The organism is uncultured Sulfitobacter sp. (assembly GCF_947499945.1).
In the GTDB taxonomy this organism is placed as follows: Bacteria; Pseudomonadota; Alphaproteobacteria; order Rhodobacterales; family Rhodobacteraceae; genus Sulfitobacter.
Genome location: NZ_CANMQD010000003.1, coordinates 43,060 through 65,986, shown reverse-complemented (window position 1 = coordinate 65,986; position 22,927 = coordinate 43,060). Strand labels below are relative to the sequence as shown.

The window sequence follows — 22,927 nt, the reverse complement described above, 5'->3', positions numbered from 1 at the left end:
TGCTGCGCGCCGGAGCCTCTGGCGCGCAGCATCTTACACATGACCAGCGCAGCATTCGCACTGGCCCGAATTTAGGACACTCGTATGCTACGTACTCTGAGCACTGCCGCCCTCCTCGCCGCTTTGGCCCCTGCGGTACATGCCGCCGAATTCAAATGGGCCGAGACCACTGACCCGCAGACGATGGACCCCCACGCAGTGAACTCCGCCCCTGTATTAGGGTTTCTGAATAACGTTTATGAAGGGCTTGTGCGCCGCGGTCAGGACATGACGATCGAGCCTTCCTTGGCTGTGAGTTGGGAGCCGATTGGTGCTGGCGATGGCTGGCGTTTCAAGCTGCGTGAGGGGGTCACGTTTCAGGATGGTGCCGCATTTACCGCGCAAGATGTGCTGTTCTCGTATGAGCGTGCTTCAAGCGAGCAAGCCGACACCAGCAGCTGGTTTTCCCCCGTCTCTGACGTGATTGTCGTCGATGATTTCACCGTCGATATCATGACCACCTCCCCCAACCCGATTTTTCCTGACAGCATCGCAAACTGGATGATTATGGACAGCGGTTGGGCTGAAGCGAACAATGCCACCCGCCCCGACAAAGAAGCAGGCAACTATGCCACGCTGAACACCAACGGCACAGGCGCATTCGCCATTACAGAGCGCCAGCCGGGCCTGCGCACAGTGCTCGAGCCGCATGCGAATTGGTGGGGTGACGCCACCCACAACATAACCCGCGCCGAGCTGACCCCGATCCAGAATTCCGCAACTGCTTTGGCAGCCTTGCTGTCAGGAGACGTTGATTTCATCAACCCCGTTCCGGTTCAGGATGTCGCTCGCCTCAAAGCGAACCCCGACGTAAATGTCATTCAAGGGATCGAGGCACGCGTGATCATGCTCGGCTTTCCTCATGAGGCTGACGCGCTGAAATACTCTGCCGAGACTACGGATACGAACCCCTTTGCCGACCCGCGTGTGCGGCGCGCTGTGGCCCATGCGGTCAATGTTCCTGCAATTTTGCAGACCACCATGCGCGGCAATGCCGAAGCTGTGAACCAGTTGGTCAGCCCTGCTATGCGCGGCTATACGGACGGGCTCTCCAATGACGCGACTTACGATCCCGAAGCGGCGCGTGGTCTGCTCACCGAGGCTGGATATCCCGAGGGTTTTTCGTTCGGTTTCAAATGCTCCAACGACCGCTACTTGAATGATGAGGCCGTCTGTCAGGCAATCACTGCGATGCTGGCGCAAGTGGGCATGCGCGCGACCCTCGACGCGATGCCAGTACAAAACTACTGGCCTGAACTGCGTGCAGATAACTTCGACATGTATCTGCTTGGCTGGTCCCCCGGCACGTTCGATGCGGAGCATCCAATCCGTTTCCTCGCCGCCACGCCGAACGAGGAAAAACGTTTGGGCAGCTGGAACTTTGGCGGCTACTCCAACGCTCGTGTGGACGCGCTGCTCCCGATGATCCAGTCCGAGATTGACGATACCAAGCGTCAAGCGATGCTGGATGAGGTGGCCCAAACCTTGCAAGACGAGACGGCCTATGTGCCGCTTTATGTGCAGCCATTGGTCTGGGGCACGCGCGCCAATATCGATCTGGTACAACGTCCCGATAACTTCTTTATCTTGCGTTGGGTTACAGTTAACTAAGACTGCTAAACAAGACGAACCGAGGGGCCGCACAGGCCCCTCGGTCATTGGGGAAATCGACATCATGCTTGCCTTTATTATCCGGCGCGTTTTGCAATCAGCGCTTGTTCTGCTGATTGTCGGGCTCACCGCCTTTTCGATGTTCCGTTTTGTCGGTGATCCAATCGACAATATGCTGGGTCAAGAGCGCACCGCCATGGATATCGAGCGGCTGCGCGAGCAGTTGGGCCTCGATCAATCCTTTCCCATCCAGTATTATAAATTTCTCCAAGAGGCGGCCCAAGGCAACTTTGGCGTGAGCTATCGTCAGGGAAGACCCGTCGCCGAAATCCTGTTGGAGCGTGCACCTGCAACGCTTGAGCTGGCGGCGGTTTCAGGCATCCTCGCCATTACACTCGGTATCGCCCTTGGCGTTTTCACCGCGATCAGGCGCGATGGTTTCTTTGCCAATTTAATCATGTCAGCCTCCCTGATCGGGGTGTCCCTGCCCACATTCCTGATCGGTATTTTACTGATCTATGTCTTCTCGGTAGAGCTGGGGTGGCTGCCCAGTTTCGGGAGGGGGGAGACCGTGCAAATCGGCAATTGGTCAACAGGGTTGCTCACTTCCTCGGGGCTTAAAGCGCTTATTCTGCCATCTATCACTCTTGGCCTCTACCAAATGACGCTGATCATGCGGCTGGTACGCTCAGAGATGCTGGAGGTGTTGCGGCAGGATTACATCCGCTTCGCCCGCGCCCGCGGTCTGCGCGAACGGGCAATCAACTTTCGCCACGCGCTCAAGAATACGATGGTGCCTGTGATTACCGTCATCGGCCTGCAACTCGGCTCGATCATCGCCTTTGCGATCATTACCGAGACTGTATTCCAATGGCCCGGTGTCGGGCTGCTGTTCATCAACGCAGTCCAGTTCGTCGATATCCCAGTGATGGCGGCCTATTTGATGCTGATTTCCGTGATGTTTGTGGCGATCAACCTGATCGTGGACATCCTTTACTTCTTTATTGATCCACGGCTGCGGGCTGACCGCGCGGGAGGACACTGATGACTGACGCAACGCCAAAAGTGGTTGAGCAATCGCGCCTGCGCGTATTTCTCGACAGTGACGTGTTTTACATGTTCAAGAAGTCGCCTGTGGCGATTGTATCAACCATTGTCTTTATGACGCTGGTGCTCTCAGCGGTTTTTGCGCCTCTCCTCGCGCCGACAAACCCGTTTGATCCAGCATCCCTGAACCTTATGAACGGGTTTACCGCGCCCATGACGCCAAACGCATTTACTGGCGAGAGCTTCCTGCTTGGCACAGATGACCAAGGGCGCGATCTGTTCTCGACCATCCTTTACGGCATGCGCGTTTCGCTTTTTGTCGGTGTGGCGGCTGTGCTGCTTGCCATGGTCATTGGCATTACTTTGGGTCTGGTCTCTGGCTATGTCGGCGGTTGGACCGAAACCATCATCATGCGCACAGCGGACGTCCAGTTGACATTCCCTTCCATCCTGATCGCGATGCTGATTTTCGGCGTAGCAAAGGGGATTACCCCTGTTGAGTACCGCGACCAGATGGCGATCTGGGTCCTGATCCTCGCCATCGGTCTGAGCGATTGGGTGCAGTTTGCGCGTGTGGTGCGCGGGGCTACGATGGTGGAAAAGCGCAAGGAGTATGTCGAGGCGGCCCGTCTGATTGGCCGCACTCCTTTTTCGATCATGCTGCGTCATATCCTGCCCAACGTGCTCTCTCCTGTGCTTGTCATCGCGACGATCTCGTTGGCGCTGGCGATCATCGCTGAGGCCACTTTGAGCTTTCTGGGCGTGGGCGCCCCCGCCACGCAACCGTCGCTCGGCACACTGATCCGCATTGGGCAAGGGTTCCTCTTCTCTGGTGAATGGTGGATCCTGCTCTTCCCTGCCGTCACGCTCCTCACCCTCGCGCTCAGCGTTAATTTGCTAGGCGACTGGCTGCGCGATGCCCTGAACCCGAGGTTACGCTGATGTCCGATGTTGTTTTGTCGATCAGGGGATTGTCCGTCGAAATCCCTACGCGTGCGGGCATTGTGAAACCTGTGGACGGCGTCAGTTATGACATACGCGCGGGTGAAATTTTGGGCGTTGTGGGCGAGAGCGGTGCGGGTAAATCAATGGCGGGGAATGCCGTAATTGGCCTGCTCACGGCACCTGCACACATCGCGGCTGGTGAAATCTGGCTCAACGGGAAACGTATCGACGCACTCAAGGGTGAAGAAATGCGCCGCCTGCGCGGCAAGCAGATCGGAATGGTATTTCAAGACCCCCTCACGTCCCTCAACCCGCTTTTGAGCATCGGCGATCAGATCACCGAAACGATGCTCACGCACCTCGACATCACCCGCGCGCAGGCGCGTAAGCGGTCAATTGAAGCGCTTGAAGAAGTGGGTATTCCCGGTGCTGCTGAGCGCATTGACAGCTATCCTCATGAATTCAGCGGCGGCATGCGCCAGCGGGTTGTGATCGCACTTGCGCTGTGCGCCGAGCCTTCGCTTATTATCGCAGACGAGCCGACAACCGCGCTTGATGTTTCTGTTCAGGCGCAGATCATCGCATTGCTCAAACGTCTTTGCCGTGAGCGTGGCACAGCAGTTATGCTGATCACCCATGACATGGGCGTGATTGCCGAAGCAGCGGACCGTGTGGCCGTTATGTATGCAGGTCGGCTGGCCGAGTTGGGCTCTGTGCGCGATGTCCTCACCGCCCCGCGCCACCCTTACACATTTGGCCTGATGGCTTCGACCCCCCTCGCCTCTGCAGGCAAGGCGCGGTTGCATCAGATTGAAGGGGCCATGCCGCGGCTGAACAAAGTACCTGAGGGTTGCCCGTTTCACCCCCGCTGCACCTTTGCTCAAGATAAATGCCGCGCAGCTCCCAGCCCGCAGATCGTTGATGGCGCCGCCGCGTGCTGGTTTCCAATTACTGCGGAGAAAGTCTCCTGATGTCGCTGATTTCCGTAAAAAACCTTACCCGCGTCTTTGACGTATCCAAGCCGTGGTTAAACCGCGTGCTGGAACGGCGTGGCAAATCCCTTCTGACTGCGGTCTCGGAAGTTGATTTTGAAGTTGCAGAGCGCAGCACCTATGCGCTGGTTGGCGAAAGCGGGTCCGGCAAATCAACGATCGGGCGAATGCTGGTCGGATTGCTCAAGCCCACTTCCGGCACTGTCGAGATCAACGGCATCAACCTCGCCTCCGAAAAGGACGCAGCCAAAATCGATTTGATCCGCTCAGACATCCAGATGATCTTCCAAGACCCCTTTGCCTCGCTCAACCCGCGCTGGCGTGTGCGCGACATTATCGTCGAGCCTGTAGTCGCACGGGGCGGTGACGCGACTGGATTGGCAGAAAAGCTGCTTGAACAGGTTGGCCTGTCCGCGCTGGACGCGGGTAAGTTTCCGCATGAGTTTTCCGGTGGCCAGCGTCAGCGGATTTGTATCGCGCGTGCGCTGTCGTCAGAGCCAAAGCTGATCGTCTGCGATGAGCCGACATCAGCGCTTGATGTATCCGTACAGGCGCAGGTCCTCAATTTGATGAGTGATCTCAAGGATAATTTCGGCCTGACGTACGTGCTCATCAGTCACGATTTGACCGTGGTGCAGCATATGGCCGACCGCATTGGTGTGCTCTACCTCGGCCGTTTGGTCGAAGAAGCCAGCCCCGAAGACCTGTTTGCCAATACCAAACACCCCTATACCAAAATGTTGCTCGAAGCGGCACCGCGCATGGACGGCTTCGGGCGCGAGGCGGTCCTTCCCGAAGGCGAAATCCCCGATCCAATCAATCCGCCCGCAGGCTGTGCCTTTCATCCGCGCTGCCCCATTGCGGCAGATATTTGCAAAGCAGAGCGGCCCGTGATGAGGGACTTGGGTCAGACCCGCGTGGCCTGTCATCTGGCAGAATAGCAGGCGGGTATCACGGGTGAAGAATCAAAATTACTGGTTAGCCAACAGTGCGAAGGCCACATCTTAGCGGCCAGTGAATACCCTACCAAAAGCGGCGCAATCAACAGTAAACGCGTCAAATAGGGTCGATAAACCTGCAACTGTAAAAGGGCTCATACCTATCCGGCTATGTCTCTCTATCGCCCGTGCGGTCACCAAGGGGAAACCGCGATAAGCTAAAAGACTTTGAAGTTTAGACACTTAGAAGAAATTGCCTAGCGACAGTGTTGATGTGCGGATAAAACGGTTCCCTTTAGACACTGATTGAAGGCAGACTACTCACCAACCAACCAAAGGAGGATGGACATGTCAGACGAAAATAAGATCAGCCCCCCGCTGACCGAACTTGACATCAATACGACCACGGGAGGATTCTACAACGGCTTTGCTACGTCAGTTGCCGTGCCTGCTAAAATAATCATTTCAATCATCGTCGTTTGGGCGATTTTCTGGCCGGTTCAATCCGGAATCGTGCTAAACAGTATGAATGCGGTCATTCTGGATGTCTTCGCATCCTGGTACATCTGGGTCGTCGCATTCTTTGTGGTTGTATGTATCATTCTCGCGCTCTGGCCCGCTGCAGGACGTCTAAACCTGGGGCTTGAAGGCGAAAAACCCGAGTTCAACAATTTCTCATGGTTCTCGATGATGTTTGGCGCTGGTATCGGTGTCGGTATGCTGACTTGGGCCGTGGCCGAGCCTGTCTCGCACTTTGGCTCGAACCCGCAGACCATCATGGGGCTGGCCACAGGCAAGACCGAGGATAACATCCGCAACGCCTATCAATGGTCCTTCTTGCATTGGGGTTTCAGCGCATGGGCCTGTTACGCAATTTGTGGCTTGTCACTGGCATTCTTCAGCTACCGCCGAGGACTTCCCCTGACCATCCGCTCTGGCCTGACCCCTCTGTTTGGCAAGGCGCTTGCAGGGACACTTGGTCACGTGATTGATGTTGTTGCCGTTGTGGCTACGATCCTCGGTGTTGCGCAAACCCTCGGCTTTGGTGTTGACCAATTCGTTGCGGGTCTGACCCGTATCGGCATTGGCGGCCTGATGAACGCGGAAGGTGGTGCGTCCACAGCCGGGATCGTCATCGCATTGCTGGTGATCATGGGCCTCTCGACACTTTCCGCGCTGTCTGGCGTTGGCAAAGGGATCAAATGGCTGTCCAACATCAACATGGTTCTGTCGATCATCCTGCTCGGCTTTTTCATCATCTTTGGTGCCACATGGTTCGGTTTCAATGCGATGTTTATCGGCTTGTGGGACTATATCATCGCCCTTCCAGGTATGAGCGTTAACGTCTTCAAATCAGACGGTGTAGAGGGTTCCGAAGCGTTCCTTCTGGCACAGTGGCAGGGTTGGTGGCCTGTGTTCTATTGGGCTTGGTGGATTGCATTCGCGCCCTTCGTCGGCTTGTTCCTTGCGCGTATTTCGCGTGGTAGGACGATCCGCGAATTCGTGCTGGGTGCGCTGATTGTGCCTGCTTTGATGTGCTTTGTCTGGTTCGCTTGGGCTGGAGGCACGGCAATCGATTTGGAGCTGAACGGCGGCGCAAACGGCGTTATCTATGACGCTGCAAACGGCGACAAGATCTTTGCCATGACCGAGTTTATGCTCTCACCGATCTCAGAGGTCCTGTCTTACGGCTTTGCTTTGTTGATTGTTGTGTTGCTGCTGACCTTCCTTGTGACCTCCGCTGACTCTGCTGTGCTGATTGTGAACACAATCAATGCTGCGGGTGACGAAGGGCCAAAGGCACGTCCACACATCCTGTTCTGGGGTGCAGCGCTTGCACTGGTCGTTGCTGGTCTGCTGATCTCGGGCGGCACATCTGCGATCCAGACCGCGATGGTGATCGGCGCGCTGCCCTTCTCTGTTGTGATGGCGCTTATGGCGGTAGCCTTACTCAAGGCGATTTACAACGACACCCGCCGCGAGAAGGCGGGCGTGCCCACGACCTTCGACAACATCGAAGGTGCAACAGGCAACGGTATTCCATCAGGCCTTCCTGCGGAATAATCCTACGTTAAAATATAAAGGGGCGCCGCAGGTTCGGCGCCCTTTTTTGTTGGCAATCGGCTAAACGCAACGAAGTTCGCCCCCAAAAGAATCTATGGATTTGAAAAAATGTTGAGAGGGGTGCAGCATCTCTGTTCCAGCGGCTGTTTCTACGGCCACGATTTGCGCAAACACGGTAACCAGCATGCCCCTCAAGAGGCTCACTCAAACGCACTAAAGCACCGCAAACAACCGCTAGGCGCAACGTAGTCTTTGTTTTTATTGGATTATTATGGTGCGGGTGAAGGGACTCGAACCCCCACGCCATAGGCGCCAGAACCTAAATCTGGTGCGTCTACCAATTCCGCCACACCCGCACACACTGCCTTTCGAAAAGACGAAAGCAGTCTGACACGTCCCTAACAAACCATTTTCATCATGGCGAGCCTAAAAAAACACGCGACATCAACATTTTCTTGTCATATTGTTGCGAGAACCTGAGGTAGGTTAGACAAGAAGAGAGAAACGCCATGAAACCGAAAACGGTCGGGCGCATAGGTGGTGAGAATCCACAAGCGCAACGCTACGCGCCTTACGCATCCCGCGACACCGGGCTGCTGCAAGGTACCACGATACTGACACTTGAAGGTGAAATGCCCGTCGAGTTCGTTAATATCGGCGACAAAATCATTACACGCGACAGCGGCATTGCCCGCGTTGAGCATATTCAGCGGACGACACGTATGGTTCACACCATTGCTGTTGCTGCTGGCTCGCTGGGACACACACGCCCCGAGCGTGACGCAATCCTTGCGGGGGACCAGATGTGCCTGATCCGCGACTGGCGGGCTCAAGCATTGTTCAGCGCAGACCGCGCCCTTGTTGCTGCACGCACCCTCGTGGATGGAGAGTTCATCCGCGACCTTGGTATGCAAGAACAAACATTGATCCAGATTTTCTGTGACGGCCCTCACATCCTCTATGCAGAAGGCCTTGAGATCAGCACGGCGGATGGCGCACGCGCACGCGGACAGGTTCTGCACGCAGCTTAAGTCACAGCTTTTTGTCTAACAACAAAGCCTCGGAGAAATTCGGGGCTTTAGCTGCTTGTGTCTCGGCTTACCTCCGACGAACTCTCTGAAGCGTGAGGCCCGATCTAACTCAGGTCTTGCTTCTGGTCGCTGGAATTCAAAGATTCAATTTCGCCCAAAAATTCACCACAGCGATCAAAATTAGTGCATATCCGCTGAAATCGACGCCGGCCGGCCTCCCCTTTTTATCCAGCATATGGATTCCCGTCACGTGGAGTGAAATCACATCGTGAGAAAAAGCTGTTGGGAGGCACACCGGTGAAAAAGATCGAAGCGATCATCAAACCATTCAAGCTCGACGAGGTGAAGGAAGCCCTTCAGGACGTCGGCGTTCAAGGCCTCTCTGTGATTGAGGTCAAAGGCTTTGGCCGTCAAAAAGGCCATACCGAGCTTTACCGTGGCGCAGAATACGTCGTCGACTTTCTTCCCAAAGTCAAAGTCGAGATCGTTCTGGACGATGATCAGGTAGACGCGGCAATCGAAGCGATCGTGAATGCCGCGAAAACAGAGAAAATCGGAGATGGCAAAATCTTTGTCTCACCGGTTGAGCAAACAATCCGCATCCGCACCGGTGAGACCGGCTCGGACGCGCTGTAACATCACACAATCAAGATAAGACATCAGTAAAAGGACACCGCCATGAGCGCCAATGCAGACCTGATTAAACGCATCAAAGACGAGGAAATCGAATACGTCGATATCCGCTTCACCGACACACGCGGCAAAGTACAGCACGTGACACTGGTGAACGATCTTGTGGATGAGGACTTCCTTGAGGAAGGGTTCATGTTTGACGGCTCGTCCATCGCAGGCTGGAAGTCCATTGAAGCGTCCGACATGAAGTTAATGCCAGACGTAGCCACGGCCTACATTGACCCCTTCTATGCCGAGAAAACACTCTGCATTCACTGCTCGATCGTTGAGCCCGACACAGGCGAAGCTTACGAGCGTGACCCACGTGGCACAGCACAAAAAGCCGAAGCGTACCTGAAGTCTTCAGGCATCGGAGATGTGGCATACTTTGGCCCAGAGGCCGAATTCTTCCTGTTTGACGATGTGAAGTATTCCAACAGCATCAATAAAGTATCCTATGAAGTCGACGCATCCGACGGCTCGTGGAACACCGACACCGACTATGAGATGGGCAACATGGGCCACCGCCCGGGCCTTAAGGGCGGCTACTTTCCCGTCAACCCGATTGACGAAGCGCATGACCTGCGTGGCGAGATGCTCTCCACCATGAAGCGCCTCGGCATGAAAGTGGACAAGCACCACCACGAAGTTGCCTCTTGTCAGCACGAACTTGGCCTGATCTTCGGCTCCTTGACTGAGCAGGCAGACGAGCTTCAGAAGTTCAAATATGTCATCCACAACGTAGCCCATGCGTATGGAAAATCCGCAACATTCATGCCAAAGCCAATTTACGGCGACAACGGCTCGGGCATGCACGTGAACATGTCCATCTGGAAAGATGGCAAGCCCTTGTTCGCAGGTGACAAATACGCAGACCTGTCCCAAGAAGCGCTCTACTTCATCGGCGGCATTCTAACACACGCAAAGTCGCTCAATGCCTTCACGAACCCCGCGACAAACAGCTACAAGCGTTTGATCCCCGGCTTTGAGGCTCCTGTTCTGCGCGCCTACTCTGCACGCAACCGCTCTGGCTGTGTACGGATCCCGTGGACAGAATCCCCCAAGGCAAAGCGCGTCGAAGCACGTTTCCCCGATCCAGCAGCAAACCCTTACCTGTGCTTTGCAGCGCTCTTGATGGCTGGTCTTGACGGTATCAAGAACAAGATCGATCCGGGCGAAGCCATGGACAAGAACCTCTATGATCTGCCCGCAGAAGAGCTGGCTGGTATCCCAACGGTTTGTGGTTCCTTACGCGAAGCGCTCGAAGAGTTGGAAAAAGACATGGATTACCTGCTCGCAGGTGACGTGTTCACCCGTGACCAGATTGAAGGCTATGTCGGCCTGAAGATGGAAGAAGTGCACACCTACGAGCACACACCACACCCTGTCGAGTTCGGCATGTATTATAGCTGCTAAGCCGTCTTTTATGAGCAGAATTAGGGGCGCTCTTTGGAGTGCCCTTTTTTCATTTTATCTGCGCCAGATTCCTGCCATGCAAGTAGCCTACGCTACTCCTAATCGCAGGAGCAGCAGAAGAGTTACGGCATGGACCCCGCACAACAAAGCTTTCATGACCGTCTTGCAAGACTGGAGAAAAACGCGCCTCCGCGCGAGGTCATGTTCGACTTCACCAAGTCGGATAAGCCGATCCGTGCAACTCCTGCTCCGAAAGCTCCCCGAGACCAACCAGACATCCACATGCCACTTGCCATCGCATGCGGGCTTGGCCTCACGGTAGGTGTAACGATCGGTCTTTTTGCCGACAGTATTTTTGCAGGCACGCAGACAGTAAAATCGGCAGCTATGGCCGCCCTCGACGAGAATGGCATTTATCTCAATTACGATCCTGAAACCCTGAGTGCGCCAAGCGCGTCAGTCGTACTCGACAAAAGCGGCCGGCCGCTTGATCCGGGCCGCCAGCGCAGCGTGTTCGAGAATGCCCCCGCCCCGCCCACAGGGTTCATTGCCACCCTTCAAAAAACGGCAATCAGACCACTTCGTCGAAAATATCGATCTTGATGATTTCACAGCCGAAGGGATGGAGCTCAAGCAACGCGAGCTGCAAAACGTCAGTGACAATCTCGACCAGCTTACAGGGCTGCCCATGAACTAGCGTCCCTGCTCTCCAATCTTACTGTTTGCATGGGCAAGCCAGTTCGCTATTCTGCCGATAATTATGGATTAGGGAACATTTGACATGAAATTAGTGAAAAATCTGGCGCTTGCGGGCATCATAACAGGGTTTTTGGCGGCCCCTGCAATTGCTGCGCAGTGCGGTAACAATGCCAATGGGTTTAACGCGTGGAAAGCGGCCTTCGCCTCCGAGGCGCAGCGGGCGGGCGTGGGACAGCGCGGTCTCAACGCCCTTGCCAATGCCCAATATGCCTCTGCCACGATCAAGGCGGACCGCAACCAGAAGTCGTTCAAATATACGCTTGATAAATTTATGCAGGTCCGCGGTGCTAATACAATTGTGAGCCAAGGTCGTAAGCGCAAAGCGCGTAATGCTGGGTTCTACAACTCACTTGAGAAACAATACGGCGTGCCTGCTGGTGTCCTGCTTGCAATCCACGGGATGGAGACCGGCTTTGGCGGGTTTATGGGCAACAGCCGTGTTGTCTCCGCCATCACCACGCTGGCCTACGACTGCCGCCGCTCTGATTTTTTTGTACCACATGCCATCGGTGCACTGCTCTTGGTGGATCAGGGGACCATCGACGGCAATACAAAAGGCGCTGCACATGGTGAGTTGGGCCATACCCAATTCCTGCCCGGCAACGCAAAGCGATACGGCGTGGATGGCAACGGTGACGGGCGTGTAGATCTTTACAACCAAACCGACGCTATGGCCTCAACAGCCAACTTCCTGCGCAAGAAGGGCTGGAAGCCCGGTCAGGGATATCAGCAGGGTCAGCCCAACTTTAACGTGATAAAACAGTGGAACGCCGCAACTGTGTACCAGCAGGCCATTGCGATCATGGCTGCCAAGATCGACGGCTAAACATAGCTTCACAGTACCGAAATGTCGCAGCCCCCGATGCAGTAGTGCGTCGGGGGCTTGTCTTTAGGCGGCACCCTTCCTTATTGTAGTCAAAGGGTCAGGCCCCTGCCGTCCGCAAACTGGTGAAGTCCTGTTCAATGAATTTCGTCCTCAACCACACCATTACGTGGGAAGATGGCAACGCGGACACCACTTAACCTGCGCATATGGAGTGATGGACAATGACACAAATACCTTCCCGCGATGTGCTTAAGGCACAAGCAAAACGCCTACGCGCCGATCTGGGCGACAAAGGCACCGACATGACACATGCTGCCGCCTTAGAGACGGTCGCGCATCAATGGGGCATGCGCGACTGGAATACGCTGGCCGCAAAAGCAGATGTAAATGCCGTGCAGTGGTACCCCGGTCAACGCGCCTCGGGCCGATATCTGGGGCATCCTTTCAAGGGCGTCATAAAGGCGGCACAGCTGGCCTCGTCAGGGTTTTGGTCGCTCACCGTGCGGTTTGACGAACCTGTGGATGTGGTGGAGTCGGAGCATTTTACCTCCCTGCGCCAACAGATCAACGTGACGGTTAATGCGCAGGGAGAATCGCCACAAAAGACCTCGAACGGCCAGCCCCACATGATCGTAGGCCCTGAGTAATCCAAGCGCGTCCGGTGGATTGATCTGTCGGGCGTGTCTTTAGCTTGCGACCACATAAGTATGGATGGAAAAAACAACCACATCGCTCACCGGCATACGCACAACGCACTGCCGCTCGGACCTGATATAGGGCGCGGCCTGCTGGTTCGGCTGGATACGGCGTGGAGCATTTGCAGAGCGCGGCTGATGCAATTCTGGGTCATCGTACCATAACCTATTGAATCGCCACAACGGCCGCCCGACCCGCACCCCGTCAAACAGGCGTTGCACACGGCGGGCAAGGTTTTCGTCATACTCCTCAACAGGTTCATGGATGCCAATAAGCGGTCTGCCCGCCTTCTCGGCCAAGCGCCAGCTGGCAGGAAAGCACAGGATCGCCCCAACCAGCACATGCTCCGCGCCGCGCTTTTGCAGCAGGCAGATGTCTTGCTGAACGAGCTGCCCCAATGTGAGCAGCGGTGCGGCACGGTCAATCCCGACGCTCCGCCCGTCAGGGCAAACTGTGGTTTCCGCCGTGACCTCAAAACCCAAGGCGGGCAACAATTGCAAAACCTGATCAAGCACCTCTTGGGCCGCGCCCCGCACCTGTGCATCCATCCACAGCACATCATCGCGCTGGTCCCGTAGCAGCGCCAATCGTCTCTGCATCTGCGCATTGTACGCTTCATCTACGCGCAGCCAGTCATGGGGCGCGGCGGGGGCCATCCCCGGCAATCCAGTCTCGCCGCACATTTCTGGCGGCAGGGCATTTTGTAAAATCTCGCTCATCCCTCTTCTTACGACGGCTCTGCGTCGGAGGCAAAAGCGACGGTGCAAATGTCGCAGACCACCATGCAAGCTGTTATTTTTGCGCCACGCTGGAAGCAATGGAGGGTCTCATATGAACCAGCATTACCGCGAGACGCGCAAAATTGACCCGACCAAAGGGGCAACCCTGCCAGACGGCTCTCCAAATGATGCCGACCGCGTCGAGATTGGCCCCACGCAACTCGCCTTTCGCGAGTGGGAAGCGGCGGGGCTGGTGCTTCCAAACCTTGCCAACATGCGGCGCTACCGCTGGGAGCGGCTTACGCGGCATGTGGTGGAGCGTGGATATGGCGGCCTTTTGCTGTTTGACCCCCTCAACATCCGCTACGCTACAGACAGCACCAACATGCAGCTTTGGAACACGCATAATCCCTTTCGCGCAGTGCTGCTCTGTGCGGATGGCTATATGGTTATGTGGGACTACAAAAACTCGCCATTCCTGAGCGAATTCAACCCGCTGGTGCGCGAACAACGCTCTGGTGCGGATCTTTTTTATTTTGACCGTGGGGATAAGGTCGGGCCCGCTTCCGACGTCCTAGCAGGTGAGATACGCGAGCTTATAGCCGAACACGGTGGCGGTGAAATGCGGGTCGCAGTGGATAAGATTATGCTCCACGGCCTGCGCGCGCTTGAGCGTGCGGGCTTTGAGGTGATGGACGGGGAAGAAGTCACCGAGAAATCGCGCAGCATCAAAGGGCCCGATGAAATTCTCGCCATGCGATGCGCCAGCAATGCTTGCGAGACTTCTGTAAAGTTGATGGAAGACTTTGCACGCACCAACGTACCCTTGGGTCAAACTTCCGAGGATGACATCTGGGCCGTCATGCATGCCGAGAATATCCGCCGTGGTGGCGAATGGATCGAGACGCGGCTGCTGTCTTCTGGCCCGCGTACCAATCCGTGGTTTCAAGAATGCGGCCCCCGTATTACGCAAAATAACGAGATTATCAGCTTCGATACGGACCTTGTCGGCAGCTATGGTATTTGCGTCGATATCTCGCGCAGCTGGTGGATCGGCGAACAAAAACCGCCCCGCGATATGGTCTATGCCATGCAGCACGGGGTCGAGCATATCCAGCAGAACATGGCCATGCTCAAACCTGGTGTGATGATCCCTGAGTTGTCGGCGAATACCCACGTCCTTGATCCACAGTTTCAGAAACTCAAATACGGCTGCTTAATGCACGGCGTGGGCTTGTGTGACGAATGGCCTTTGGTCGCTTATCCCGATCACGCGGTTGAGGGGGCTTACGACTATCCACTTGAAGCGGGGATGGTGCTGTGCGTGGAGGCGCTGGTCAGTCCCGAGGGCGGTGATTTTTCGATAAAACTGGAGGATCAGGTGCTGATTACCGAGGACGGTTTTGAGAACCTGACCAGATATCCATTTGATGCGGCCCTTATGGGCAATATATCTGCCTAAGCCCCCTGTAAAGAATCCTCAAGGTTGTAAGAACTGCGTTGGGAATTCCCGCCGTGCCACATGATGTTTTACCTGTTTTTCGGCACCAATGGCTAAAAAGTCGAGATTCCAAGTTGACGTGAAAACACATCACTGCAATATGTTTCACTACTATTGATTGCGGGCCTGCCAGCCCTATGAGCGATATATAGTGGTATGATCTGGGGGATCATTTAAACATGGAACAGAATGCTTTCCCGCTTTTGGGATGCGTCTCAGTGTGTAATTCTCTGCATTGCCCCTCGGCGATGCCAAAGGGTGTTAGCCAGTCCAACAGTGCAGTGCGCGACCATTACCAAATGGCTGCCGTCATACTCCCCCGCATCAAATCAAGCCACGCCGCCCCCCCAAGTTATTCTTACGGACCGGATACTGCGCTCGCTGCGCTCCCGACCCCTCAATCAGAAGGACAGCGAACATGCTGAACGGATCTATGCACACGCCTCAACGGCAGTCAGAAACATCGCGCATTGCGCTCATTGCAGGTCTGGGTGTCGGTGCCTTTGTGCTGGGCATTGTGATCACGTTGGGGATTGTACAGCTCAATTCCCAAAAGGCGCAGATCGCCCAGATGAATGAAATGGTCGCCCAGATGGCGCAGCAGCGTGATGCCGATCAGGACGTGACCCGCACCGTTGCAACGGACCTTTTGAGTGTTACCGCACAAGCACCTGCGCCAGCACCAGTAGCGCCTGTTGCCGCGGCAGCACCCGCAGCACAGCCCACATCGCCTGCTGAACTGGTGCAACTGGCCGTCGCCGCAGGGACCACAACCCCAATGCAAGCAGCCCCTTCTGTCCCCGAGGCGGTGACTGCTGCCGTCTCGCCAGACAGCACCGCTGACAAAATTCGCTCTCTCGTGAATGCTGCCGTTGCGCCACAAGCAAACACCACAAACATCGATGCCGAAACGCTGGCCAATGCACGCAAATTCGAAACACTCGCCATCATTCAGGCGGGCGTGCAACAGCTGGTAACTGCTGTTGTAAATGGTCAGTATGACATCCACACTAACTATGAAGATGAGGACTTTTCGGGTCGCATCCATTTTGCATTTGTTGGCCATGAGGAAGACCAGACAGAGCTTGAACGCCTTCTGGCCAATGCTGCCGAAGCGGGGATTGTGAAGCACTCCAATGCTGTTGTGGACGGCAACGGTCGGGTTAACGGCCACATCCTGCTCTTTGATCTGGTTGAGCGGGCTTTGGAAAATGGCACTTTGGAAGAGCAGCGGGCAGGTGCCGAAATGATGCGCAAAGCGCAGGAAATGCTCGCAAAAGATGTGGTCGTGGGCGAGCCTGAAAATGCTCAAGGTGAGAAGTTCTATGTTGTTGAGCCGGGTGACAGTCTTGCCTATATCGCGCTGCAATTTTACGGCAACACCAATGATTATACCCGCATTTACGAGGCAAACCGTGGCCAGATTTCGCAGCCGAACGATATTCGCGTGGGCCAGCGGTTGCGCATTCCAAGCGCGTAAATCTGGACCCTTCGAACAGTTCAGGGCGCGGGAGCATTCTCCCGCGCTTTTGCGTTAGAGCTTCTTGTTATTGGCCCAGCGCCTGACCCAGATCCTCAATCAGATCCCCCGCATCCTCGATGCCAACAGACAGACGCAGCAGACCCTCGGGGATACCTGTATGCGGCTCGATGGTGTGACGGTGCTCCACAAGGCTTTCTACCCCGCCCAGCGATGTTGCGCGGTGAAAAAGCTTGAGGCGTGCGACAGCAGCAAGAGCGGCCTCGGCCTCGCCTTTTACGACAAAAGACAACAGTGGGCCAAAGCCGCCTTTCATCTGTTGCACCGCGAGGGCGTGGCCTGTGTGCGTTGTCAGACCGGGGTAGAGGACAGTCTCGACTGCCGGATGATCCGACAGGTATTCCGCCAGCTTTTGCGCGTTGGACGACATACGTTCAACCCGCAACGGCAGTGTACGCATGCCGCGCAACAGCAGCCACGCCTCAAATGGCCCCAGCACTGCGCCTGCCATATCGCGGTCCGTGCGAATCGCCTGCCAGATGTAACTGTTGGCGTCAGCAACGCTCAGCGCTCCCGCCAGCACATCGGAATGGCCATTCAACCCTTTGGTGGCCGAGTGCATGACGATATCCGCGCCAAAATCCAGCGCCCGTGTCAGGATTGGTGTGCAAGTAGTCATATCCGCCACCAGAATGCCCCCTTCCCCATGAACCGCCTGCGCGCACGCACTGATGTCGACAATGCGCAGCCAAGGGTTCGAAGGCGTCTCGATCCACGCCAGCGCGGGTTTATGCGCGGCGCAAGCAGCTACAAACGCGTCCGTGTCCGAGGCTTCCACTTCGATCAGCGTAATAGTGCGACGGGTGCAGAAGTCGCGAATCCATGCGGTTGTGCCCCAGTAAATCTGGCTTTGCACCAGCACGCAGGCCCCCGCGGGGAGCGTGCGGAACACTGCAGCGACCGCTGCCATGCCTGAGGGGAAGACCATTGCGTCCTGTGCGCCTTCAAGCTCGGCCAAGACCCCTTCGACCATGCGACCATTTGGAGCAGCTGTGCGCGAATACACATTTCCTTCGACCACAGGCGCATAATCTTCACCGCGCACAAACGTAGTCGCGGGGTGAATTGGCGGGACAACACCGCCCGTATCCGCATCCAAAAGCCCCCCCGCCTGTGCAGCGATTGTCGCGGGATGAAGCGATGGTTTGGGGTTTTGGGACATGGGGCGGCTCCGCTTTGGGCTGTAATATTGAACAGCCTTAGGTTTAGGCGGCGCATCGCATCTGTGCAAACGTTCCGTCACGCACCCGTGAGCCAGATGTCAGCCCCTTGTACCACTCCGTCTCCTGCGCCACCTTAATGGCAATCCAAGGAGAACTCAGAATGGCCCCCAAGCGCATTACCTTTCCCGGCCATGACGGCTCTACCCTTTCGGCGCGTCTCGACTTGCCCACAGGACCACATCTAGCGACAGCGCTCTTTGCGCATTGTTTCACCTGCGGCAAGGATATTCCCGCCGCACGCCGGATTGCCGCACGCCTTGCGGCCATGGGCATTGCGGTCTTGCGCTTTGACTTCACGGGGTTGGGCCATTCGGAGGGTGAATTTCACAACACTTCTTTCTCAAGCAACGTTGACGACCTCATCGCCGCCGCCACTTGGTGTGCACAGCAAGGCATGCCGCCAAGCTTGCTCATCGGCCATTCTCTTGGCGGGGCAGCGGTAATCAAAGCGGCCAGCATGCTTGACGGGATCAAGGCCGTTGCGACGATCGGCGCCCCCTTCGATCCCGCCCATGTAAATCACCATTTTGCTGATGCCCTGCCCGAGATCGAGCGCACAGGTGCCGCCGAAGTCTCCCTCGGTGGGCGTCCTTTTACCATCGGCAAATCCTTTATCGAGGATACTGGTAATGGTGCACTCGGTGATGTGCTGGCGCATTTGCATACCGCATTACTCGTTTTGCATGCGCCGCGGGATGCCATCGTAAGTGTGGACAGTGCCGCCCAGATATTCACAGCTGCCAAACATCCCAAAAGTTTTGTCTCGCTGGATGATGCTGACCATCTGATCACAAAAGCTGCGGATGCCGAATATGCAGCGGAAGTGATTGCCACATGGGCCGCACGCTACATTCACCGCCCTCTTCCCGCCCCGCCCATCGGTGCGCCCGAAGGCGTGGTGCGCGTATCAGAGGCCAATCCCGATGGCTTTTTGCAGGATATAACTTCTGGCAGTCATGTTCATATGCTCGCAGATGAGCCGCTGGCCTACGGCGGCACCAACATGGGCATGTCACCTTACGGGTTTTTATCAGCCAGCCTCGGAGCTTGCACCTCCATGACGATCCGCATGTATGCGTGGCGCAAAAAATGGCCGCTGGACCATGTGAGCGTGGATGTGAGCCATAACAAGGTGCACGCGCAGGATGCCGCCCTGAGCAACGGTGAACAAATCGACAGCTTTAGCAGATGTATCACCCTGACCGGCCCTGATCTGACCCCAGACCAGCGGCAGCGGTTGTTGGAAATTGCGGATCGCTGTCCGGTCCACCGCACGCTTGAACGTACTTCCGTCGTTGAGACCAACTTACGCGCGGCTTGAACCTTCAGGGCTATTCTACGCCATTATGCGCTGAATAATACCCGCTCCCGACTTGTCCTTGGGCGGATCAAGGGCTATTGCGCCCCTATCCCGCAGTCTCACAGATAGGTATGCCGATGATCCCCCGTTATTCCCGCCCTGAAATGGTTTCCATCTGGTCACCAGAAACCAAATTCCGCATTTGGTTCGAGATCGAGGCGCATGCCTGTGACGCGATGGCCGATATCGGTGTGATCCCCCGCGCAAATGCCGACGCGGTGTGGAAAGCGAAAGACGTTGAATTCGACGTGGCCCGCATCGACGAGATCGAGGCCGTGACCAAACATGACGTTATTGCCTTTCTCACCCATCTGGCGGAGCATGTAGGATCGGACGAGGCGCGCTTTGTGCATCAGGGCATGACCAGCTCGGACGTTCTGGACACCGCCTTCAACATTCAGCTTACCCGCGCGGCCGATATTCTCATCGCCGATATGGAGGCGCTGCTCGCCGCGCTCAAGCGCCGCGCATTGGAGCACAAAGATACGCTGCGTGTAGGCCGCAGCCACGGCATCCATGCCGAGCCGACCACGATGGGCCTGACCTTCGCGCGTTTCTATGCCGAGATGGACCGCAACCTTGCCCGTCTGCATGTTGCACGTTCCGAAATCGCCACAGGTGCAGTTTCAGGCGCAGTTGGTACATTCGCAAACATTGATCCGCGGATTGAAGAGCATGTCTGCGAAAAGCTGGGCCTCACGCCAGAGCCGATCAGCACCCAAGTTATTCCGCGCGACCGTCATGCCGCCTTCTTTGCTTGCCTCGGCGTCATTGCCAGCAGCATCGAGAATGTCGCGACGGAAGTGCGCCACATGCAGCGCACCGAAGTCCTTGAGGGTGCGGAATTCTTCTCGGCGGGTCAAAAAGGCTCCTCCGCGATGCCGCACAAGAAGAACCCTGTACTAACCGAGAACCTTACGGGTCTGGCCCGCACGATCCGCATGGCTGTGATCCCTGCCATGGAAAACGTGACCCTGTGGCACGAGCGCGACATCTCGCATTCCTCTGTTGAGCGTGCGATTGGTCCCGATACGACCATAACGCTTGATTTCGCCCTGCACCGCCTGACAGGTGTGATCGACAAGATGCTGATCTATCCCGACAACATGCTCGCTAACATGAACAAATTTAGCGGTCTGGTCATGTCACAGCGCGTATTGTTGGCCCTGACCCAAGCAGGTGTGAGCCGCGAGGACAGCTATAAAATGGTGCAGCGCAATGCGATGAAGGTTTGGGATCACGGTAAGGATTTCAAAACCGAATTGCTGGGCGACGCCGAAGTGCTGGCCGCCCTTAGCGTTGAAGAAATCGAAGAGAAATTCGATATGGGCTATCATACCAAGCACGTGGATACGATTTTTAAACGCGTCTTTGGCGACTGATTATTGCCTAAACCACAGGCAGTTATGCAATAAAACTGCGGCAGTGTGACACATATTCTACCATACGGCGTGATTTCTTTTGAAATTGCGCCGTACTGCGTTACCCTTACGTCATGTCACAAAAAGGAGTAATGGACATGAAAATGAAGATTGCACTTGCTACTGCTACCCTAATGCTGCTGCCGACCCTGAGCATGGCTGCGGGCTGTAATTATGACAAGCAGGCGATGTCATGCGCCACAGGCTCAACCTACGATAGCGAAACCAAGACCTGCTTGCCTGTTTCTACCTAATAAAAAATGCAGTGCCGTTTCACCAACGGCCAGAATATAAAATTGTGATCTTGCGCGGTAAAGTATTTTCTTTACCGCGCGCATTTCCGAGTTACCTTTGTGTCAGTTCAGAATTCTTTGGAGTTAAATGATGCGTCTACTACTTGCTACTGCTCTTGCCGTTATCCTCCCTGTGACGGCATTTGCCGCAATGGACGAAACCGCGCCGCCGAAAAAGCCAAAGTGTGACAGTGGCTTTGTCTATGATAAGAAATCCAAAAAATGTGTGAGCAGCAACGGCAATACATTTGATTTTGACACTCTGTACCAGGAGGTCCGGTCATTGTCATATGACGGTCGCTATACTGATGCGCAGGAATTGCTTGCAATGATGCCAGCCGATGATGATCGCGTGCTGACCTACATGGGCTTTACCAACCGCAAAATGGGCAACGTTGAAGCCGCGATGCAGTATTACGCCCGTGCTCTGGAACGTAATCCCGGCAACGTGATGGCACGCTCCTACATGGGACAGGGTTTTGTTGAGGATGGCAACGTGACTGCAGCGATTGATCAACTGCGCGAAATCCGTGCCTATGGTGGCACTGGAACATGGGCCGAGGCCTCCCTGCGTACGGCAATTGCTACGGGCGAAACCTTCAACTGGTAATCTCACACTTAATTTTTCGAATGGCGCGACCGGAAATGGTGGCGCCATTCTTTTGTTTTGAATAGCTCAAAAACTTCTTGGCTTTTCAGTCCATTTTTACTTTTGACGCTCATATCTAGGTCAATACTCTTTTTGAAGAATGGCATAGATGAACGATTTCACCTCTCTCCCCACAGCGCACCGCCCTTCCGAAATATCGCGCATTGTTCCTGCAACACTGAGCAAGAGCGCAAAGGCCGCTATCGTTGTGAGACTCCTTATCAATGAGGGGGCTGACATCGCGCTTGAAGAACTCTCGCCAGAGCTTCAGGCGCAATTGACACAGCAGATGGGCGCGATGCGTGTGGTGGACCGCGTAACACTTGCAGCGGTGATTGAGGAATTCACCGAAGCTGTTGAGTCGATTGGTTTGGCTTTTCCTGGCGGCATCGCAGGCGCAATTGATGCTTTGGACGGAAAAATTAGCCGTGAGACAGCGGCACGGCTGCGCAAAGAGGCGGGTGTTCGCGCATCTGGCGACCCATGGGAACGTTTGCGGGCATTGCCCGCGGAAGATCTGCAAAAAATTGTTGAGAAAGAAAGCACTGAAGTCGCCGCTGTTATGCTCTCGAAGCTCGAGGTGTCGGTCGCCGCAGGTCTGCTGGGCCGCCTGTCTGGACCAGAGGCACGGCGGATCACCTATGCCGTTTCGTTGACAAGTGATGTGACGCCCGAGGCTGTTGACCGCATTGGCCTGTCTCTTGCTGCGCAACTGGATGTTCAAAAAATCCCCGCTTTCGCGTCAGGGGCGGCAGAGCGGTTGGGCGCAATCCTCAACTCGTCCTCAACGCCCACGCGAGACGACGTCCTGTCAGGTTTGGACGAATCCGATCAGGCATTGGCCAGTGCAGTGCGCAAGACAATCTTTACATTCGCAAATATCCCTGCACGGATTTCGCCCCGCGATATTCCGCGTGTGCTGCGTGTCGTTGAACCTGCGATGTTGCTGACTGCGATGGCGGGCGCTGAGACTGCGGGGTTTGCCGATCCGCGCGACTATATCCTTGAAAATATGTCTGGCCGAATGGCTGACCAGATGCGTGAGGACATAGCAGAAGCACCAAAAGCGAAACCCGCCGATGTCGACGAGGCGATGTCTGCCGTAGTCGCGGCGATCCGCGAGTTGGAGCAGAGCGGCGAGTTGGTGTTGATCGAGGAGGAAGAGACCGAGGAAGCCTGATAGCC

General features: G+C 55.7%; 21 protein-coding genes and 1 tRNA gene. 19 read left to right on the top strand and 3 right to left on the bottom strand.

Going from position 1 to position 22,927, the window contains the following annotated elements:
- The first annotated feature begins 84 nt into the window (after positions 1 to 84).
- The 6 genes from Q0775_RS13890 to Q0775_RS13865 all read left to right on the top strand — a co-directional run bounded on the left by Q0775_RS13890 (position 85) and on the right by Q0775_RS13865 (position 7,636).
- Positions 85 to 1,650 carry an ABC transporter substrate-binding protein gene (locus Q0775_RS13890; protein ID WP_298861996.1) on the top strand — a complete coding sequence of 522 codons (1,566 nt, stop codon included), beginning with the start codon at positions 85 to 87 and terminating at the stop codon, positions 1,648 to 1,650.
- 64 nt (positions 1,651 to 1,714) lie between these two features.
- The gene (locus Q0775_RS13885) at positions 1,715 to 2,695 is read left to right on the top strand and encodes an ABC transporter permease (protein ID WP_298861994.1); all 981 of its coding nucleotides are present in this window, start codon (positions 1,715 to 1,717) and stop codon (positions 2,693 to 2,695) included.
- Positions 2,695 to 3,639 carry an ABC transporter permease gene (locus tag Q0775_RS13880; RefSeq protein ID WP_298861992.1) on the top strand — a complete coding sequence of 315 codons (945 nt, stop codon included), beginning with the start codon at positions 2,695 to 2,697 and terminating at the stop codon, positions 3,637 to 3,639. The genes Q0775_RS13885 and Q0775_RS13880 overlap by 1 nt, the downstream gene beginning before the upstream one ends.
- Complete coding sequence (locus Q0775_RS13875) at positions 3,639 to 4,613, top strand: ABC transporter ATP-binding protein (RefSeq protein WP_298861989.1); 975 nt, start codon at positions 3,639 to 3,641, stop codon at positions 4,611 to 4,613. The genes Q0775_RS13880 and Q0775_RS13875 overlap by 1 nt, the downstream gene beginning before the upstream one ends.
- Entirely contained in the window at positions 4,613 to 5,575 is a 963-nt protein-coding gene (locus tag Q0775_RS13870) for an oligopeptide/dipeptide ABC transporter ATP-binding protein (protein WP_298861986.1), read from the top strand. The genes Q0775_RS13875 and Q0775_RS13870 overlap by 1 nt, the downstream gene beginning before the upstream one ends.
- A 345-nt stretch (positions 5,576 to 5,920) precedes the next feature.
- The gene (locus Q0775_RS13865) at positions 5,921 to 7,636 is read left to right on the top strand and encodes a BCCT family transporter (protein ID WP_298861983.1); all 1,716 of its coding nucleotides are present in this window, start codon (positions 5,921 to 5,923) and stop codon (positions 7,634 to 7,636) included.
- Positions 7,637 to 7,908: 272 nt separating this feature from the next.
- Here Q0775_RS13865 and Q0775_RS13860 read toward each other — a convergent pair.
- Positions 7,909 to 7,992 (bottom strand) — tRNA-Leu (locus Q0775_RS13860).
- A gap of 153 nt (positions 7,993 to 8,145) precedes the next feature.
- Here Q0775_RS13860 and Q0775_RS13855 point away from each other — a divergent pair.
- From Q0775_RS13855 to Q0775_RS13830, 6 genes are all read left to right on the top strand, one after another.
- Positions 8,146 to 8,667 (top strand): Hint domain-containing protein, encoded by a 522-nt coding sequence (locus tag Q0775_RS13855; protein ID WP_298861980.1) that lies wholly within the window; start codon positions 8,146 to 8,148, stop codon positions 8,665 to 8,667.
- A 297-nt stretch (positions 8,668 to 8,964) separates the two neighbouring features.
- The gene (locus tag Q0775_RS13850) at positions 8,965 to 9,303 is read left to right on the top strand and encodes a P-II family nitrogen regulator (protein WP_259995692.1); all 339 of its coding nucleotides are present in this window, start codon (positions 8,965 to 8,967) and stop codon (positions 9,301 to 9,303) included.
- 42 nt (positions 9,304 to 9,345) lie between these two features.
- The gene (gene glnA / locus Q0775_RS13845) at positions 9,346 to 10,755 is read left to right on the top strand and encodes a type I glutamate--ammonia ligase (protein WP_298861970.1); all 1,410 of its coding nucleotides are present in this window, start codon (positions 9,346 to 9,348) and stop codon (positions 10,753 to 10,755) included.
- Positions 10,756 to 10,884: 129 nt separating this feature from the next.
- On the top strand, positions 10,885 to 11,358 hold the full coding sequence (locus tag Q0775_RS13840; RefSeq protein ID WP_298861968.1) for a hypothetical protein: 474 nt from the start codon (positions 10,885 to 10,887) through the stop codon (positions 11,356 to 11,358).
- Positions 11,359 to 11,536: 178 nt separating this feature from the next.
- Entirely contained in the window at positions 11,537 to 12,340 is an 804-nt protein-coding gene (locus Q0775_RS13835; protein WP_298861966.1) for a lytic transglycosylase domain-containing protein, read from the top strand.
- A gap of 221 nt (positions 12,341 to 12,561) precedes the next feature.
- The gene (locus Q0775_RS13830; protein ID WP_298861964.1) at positions 12,562 to 12,987 is read left to right on the top strand and encodes a glyoxalase superfamily protein; all 426 of its coding nucleotides are present in this window, start codon (positions 12,562 to 12,564) and stop codon (positions 12,985 to 12,987) included.
- A gap of 39 nt (positions 12,988 to 13,026) precedes the next feature.
- On the opposite strand, the gene Q0775_RS13825 is transcribed toward Q0775_RS13830, so the two are convergent.
- Complete coding sequence (locus Q0775_RS13825; protein WP_298861962.1) at positions 13,027 to 13,755, bottom strand: DUF3445 domain-containing protein; 729 nt, start codon at positions 13,753 to 13,755, stop codon at positions 13,027 to 13,029.
- 112 nt (positions 13,756 to 13,867) lie between these two features.
- Between Q0775_RS13825 and dddP the strand changes: the two genes are divergently transcribed.
- Entirely contained in the window at positions 13,868 to 15,217 is a 1,350-nt protein-coding gene (gene dddP / locus Q0775_RS13820; RefSeq protein ID WP_298861960.1) for a dimethylsulfonioproprionate lyase DddP, read from the top strand.
- A 457-nt stretch (positions 15,218 to 15,674) separates the two neighbouring features.
- Positions 15,675 to 16,736 carry a LysM peptidoglycan-binding domain-containing protein gene (locus Q0775_RS13815; protein WP_298861959.1) on the top strand — a complete coding sequence of 354 codons (1,062 nt, stop codon included), beginning with the start codon at positions 15,675 to 15,677 and terminating at the stop codon, positions 16,734 to 16,736.
- A gap of 67 nt (positions 16,737 to 16,803) precedes the next feature.
- On the opposite strand, the gene Q0775_RS13810 is transcribed toward Q0775_RS13815, so the two are convergent.
- Complete coding sequence (locus Q0775_RS13810; RefSeq protein ID WP_298861957.1) at positions 16,804 to 17,958, bottom strand: aminotransferase class I/II-fold pyridoxal phosphate-dependent enzyme; 1,155 nt, start codon at positions 17,956 to 17,958, stop codon at positions 16,804 to 16,806.
- Positions 17,959 to 18,119: 161 nt separating this feature from the next.
- Here Q0775_RS13810 and Q0775_RS13805 point away from each other — a divergent pair, with 161 nt between their 5' ends.
- The 5 genes from Q0775_RS13805 (at position 18,120) to Q0775_RS13785 (ending at position 22,922) form a co-directional block, all read left to right on the top strand.
- On the top strand, positions 18,120 to 19,340 hold the full coding sequence (locus tag Q0775_RS13805; protein WP_298861955.1) for a bifunctional alpha/beta hydrolase/OsmC family protein: 1,221 nt from the start codon (positions 18,120 to 18,122) through the stop codon (positions 19,338 to 19,340).
- Between the two features lie 116 nt (positions 19,341 to 19,456).
- Entirely contained in the window at positions 19,457 to 20,761 is a 1,305-nt protein-coding gene (purB, locus tag Q0775_RS13800) for an adenylosuccinate lyase (protein WP_298861953.1), read from the top strand.
- Between the two features lie 137 nt (positions 20,762 to 20,898).
- The gene (locus Q0775_RS13795; RefSeq protein WP_298861951.1) at positions 20,899 to 21,054 is read left to right on the top strand and encodes a hypothetical protein; all 156 of its coding nucleotides are present in this window, start codon (positions 20,899 to 20,901) and stop codon (positions 21,052 to 21,054) included.
- 127 nt (positions 21,055 to 21,181) lie between these two features.
- Positions 21,182 to 21,703, top strand: a complete 522-nt coding sequence (locus tag Q0775_RS13790) for a hypothetical protein (RefSeq protein WP_298861949.1) — start codon at positions 21,182 to 21,184, stop codon at positions 21,701 to 21,703.
- Positions 21,704 to 21,851: 148 nt separating this feature from the next.
- Positions 21,852 to 22,922, top strand: a complete 1,071-nt coding sequence (locus Q0775_RS13785) for a FliG C-terminal domain-containing protein (RefSeq protein WP_298861947.1) — start codon at positions 21,852 to 21,854, stop codon at positions 22,920 to 22,922.
- Positions 22,923 to 22,927 lie beyond the last annotated feature (5 nt).

Excerpts from the sequence above, each read along its gene's own strand:
- Q0775_RS13890 (WP_298861996.1), top strand. The coding sequence starts at position 85 with ATGCTACGTACTCTGAGCACTGCCGCCCTCCTCGCCGCTTTGGCCCCT.
- Q0775_RS13885 (WP_298861994.1), top strand. The coding sequence starts at position 1,715 with ATGCTTGCCTTTATTATCCGGCGCGTTTTGCAATCAGCGCTTGTTCTG.
- Q0775_RS13880 (WP_298861992.1), top strand. The coding sequence starts at position 2,695 with ATGACTGACGCAACGCCAAAAGTGGTTGAGCAATCGCGCCTGCGCGTA.
- Q0775_RS13875 (WP_298861989.1), top strand. The coding sequence starts at position 3,639 with ATGTCCGATGTTGTTTTGTCGATCAGGGGATTGTCCGTCGAAATCCCT.
- Q0775_RS13870 (WP_298861986.1), top strand. The coding sequence starts at position 4,613 with ATGTCGCTGATTTCCGTAAAAAACCTTACCCGCGTCTTTGACGTATCC.
- Q0775_RS13865 (WP_298861983.1), top strand. The coding sequence starts at position 5,921 with ATGTCAGACGAAAATAAGATCAGCCCCCCGCTGACCGAACTTGACATC.
- Q0775_RS13855 (WP_298861980.1), top strand. The coding sequence starts at position 8,146 with ATGAAACCGAAAACGGTCGGGCGCATAGGTGGTGAGAATCCACAAGCG.
- glnA (WP_298861970.1), top strand. The coding sequence starts at position 9,346 with ATGAGCGCCAATGCAGACCTGATTAAACGCATCAAAGACGAGGAAATC.
- Q0775_RS13840 (WP_298861968.1), top strand. The coding sequence starts at position 10,885 with ATGGACCCCGCACAACAAAGCTTTCATGACCGTCTTGCAAGACTGGAG.
- Q0775_RS13835 (WP_298861966.1), top strand. The coding sequence starts at position 11,537 with ATGAAATTAGTGAAAAATCTGGCGCTTGCGGGCATCATAACAGGGTTT.
- Q0775_RS13830 (WP_298861964.1), top strand. The coding sequence starts at position 12,562 with ATGACACAAATACCTTCCCGCGATGTGCTTAAGGCACAAGCAAAACGC.
- Q0775_RS13825 (WP_298861962.1), bottom strand. The coding sequence starts at position 13,755 with ATGAGCGAGATTTTACAAAATGCCCTGCCGCCAGAAATGTGCGGCGAG.
- dddP (WP_298861960.1), top strand. The coding sequence starts at position 13,868 with ATGAACCAGCATTACCGCGAGACGCGCAAAATTGACCCGACCAAAGGG.
- Q0775_RS13815 (WP_298861959.1), top strand. The coding sequence starts at position 15,675 with ATGCTGAACGGATCTATGCACACGCCTCAACGGCAGTCAGAAACATCG.
- Q0775_RS13810 (WP_298861957.1), bottom strand. The coding sequence starts at position 17,958 with ATGTCCCAAAACCCCAAACCATCGCTTCATCCCGCGACAATCGCTGCA.
- Q0775_RS13805 (WP_298861955.1), top strand. The coding sequence starts at position 18,120 with ATGGCCCCCAAGCGCATTACCTTTCCCGGCCATGACGGCTCTACCCTT.
- purB (WP_298861953.1), top strand. The coding sequence starts at position 19,457 with ATGATCCCCCGTTATTCCCGCCCTGAAATGGTTTCCATCTGGTCACCA.
- Q0775_RS13795 (WP_298861951.1), top strand. The coding sequence starts at position 20,899 with ATGAAAATGAAGATTGCACTTGCTACTGCTACCCTAATGCTGCTGCCG.
- Q0775_RS13790 (WP_298861949.1), top strand. The coding sequence starts at position 21,182 with ATGATGCGTCTACTACTTGCTACTGCTCTTGCCGTTATCCTCCCTGTG.
- Q0775_RS13785 (WP_298861947.1), top strand. The coding sequence starts at position 21,852 with ATGAACGATTTCACCTCTCTCCCCACAGCGCACCGCCCTTCCGAAATA.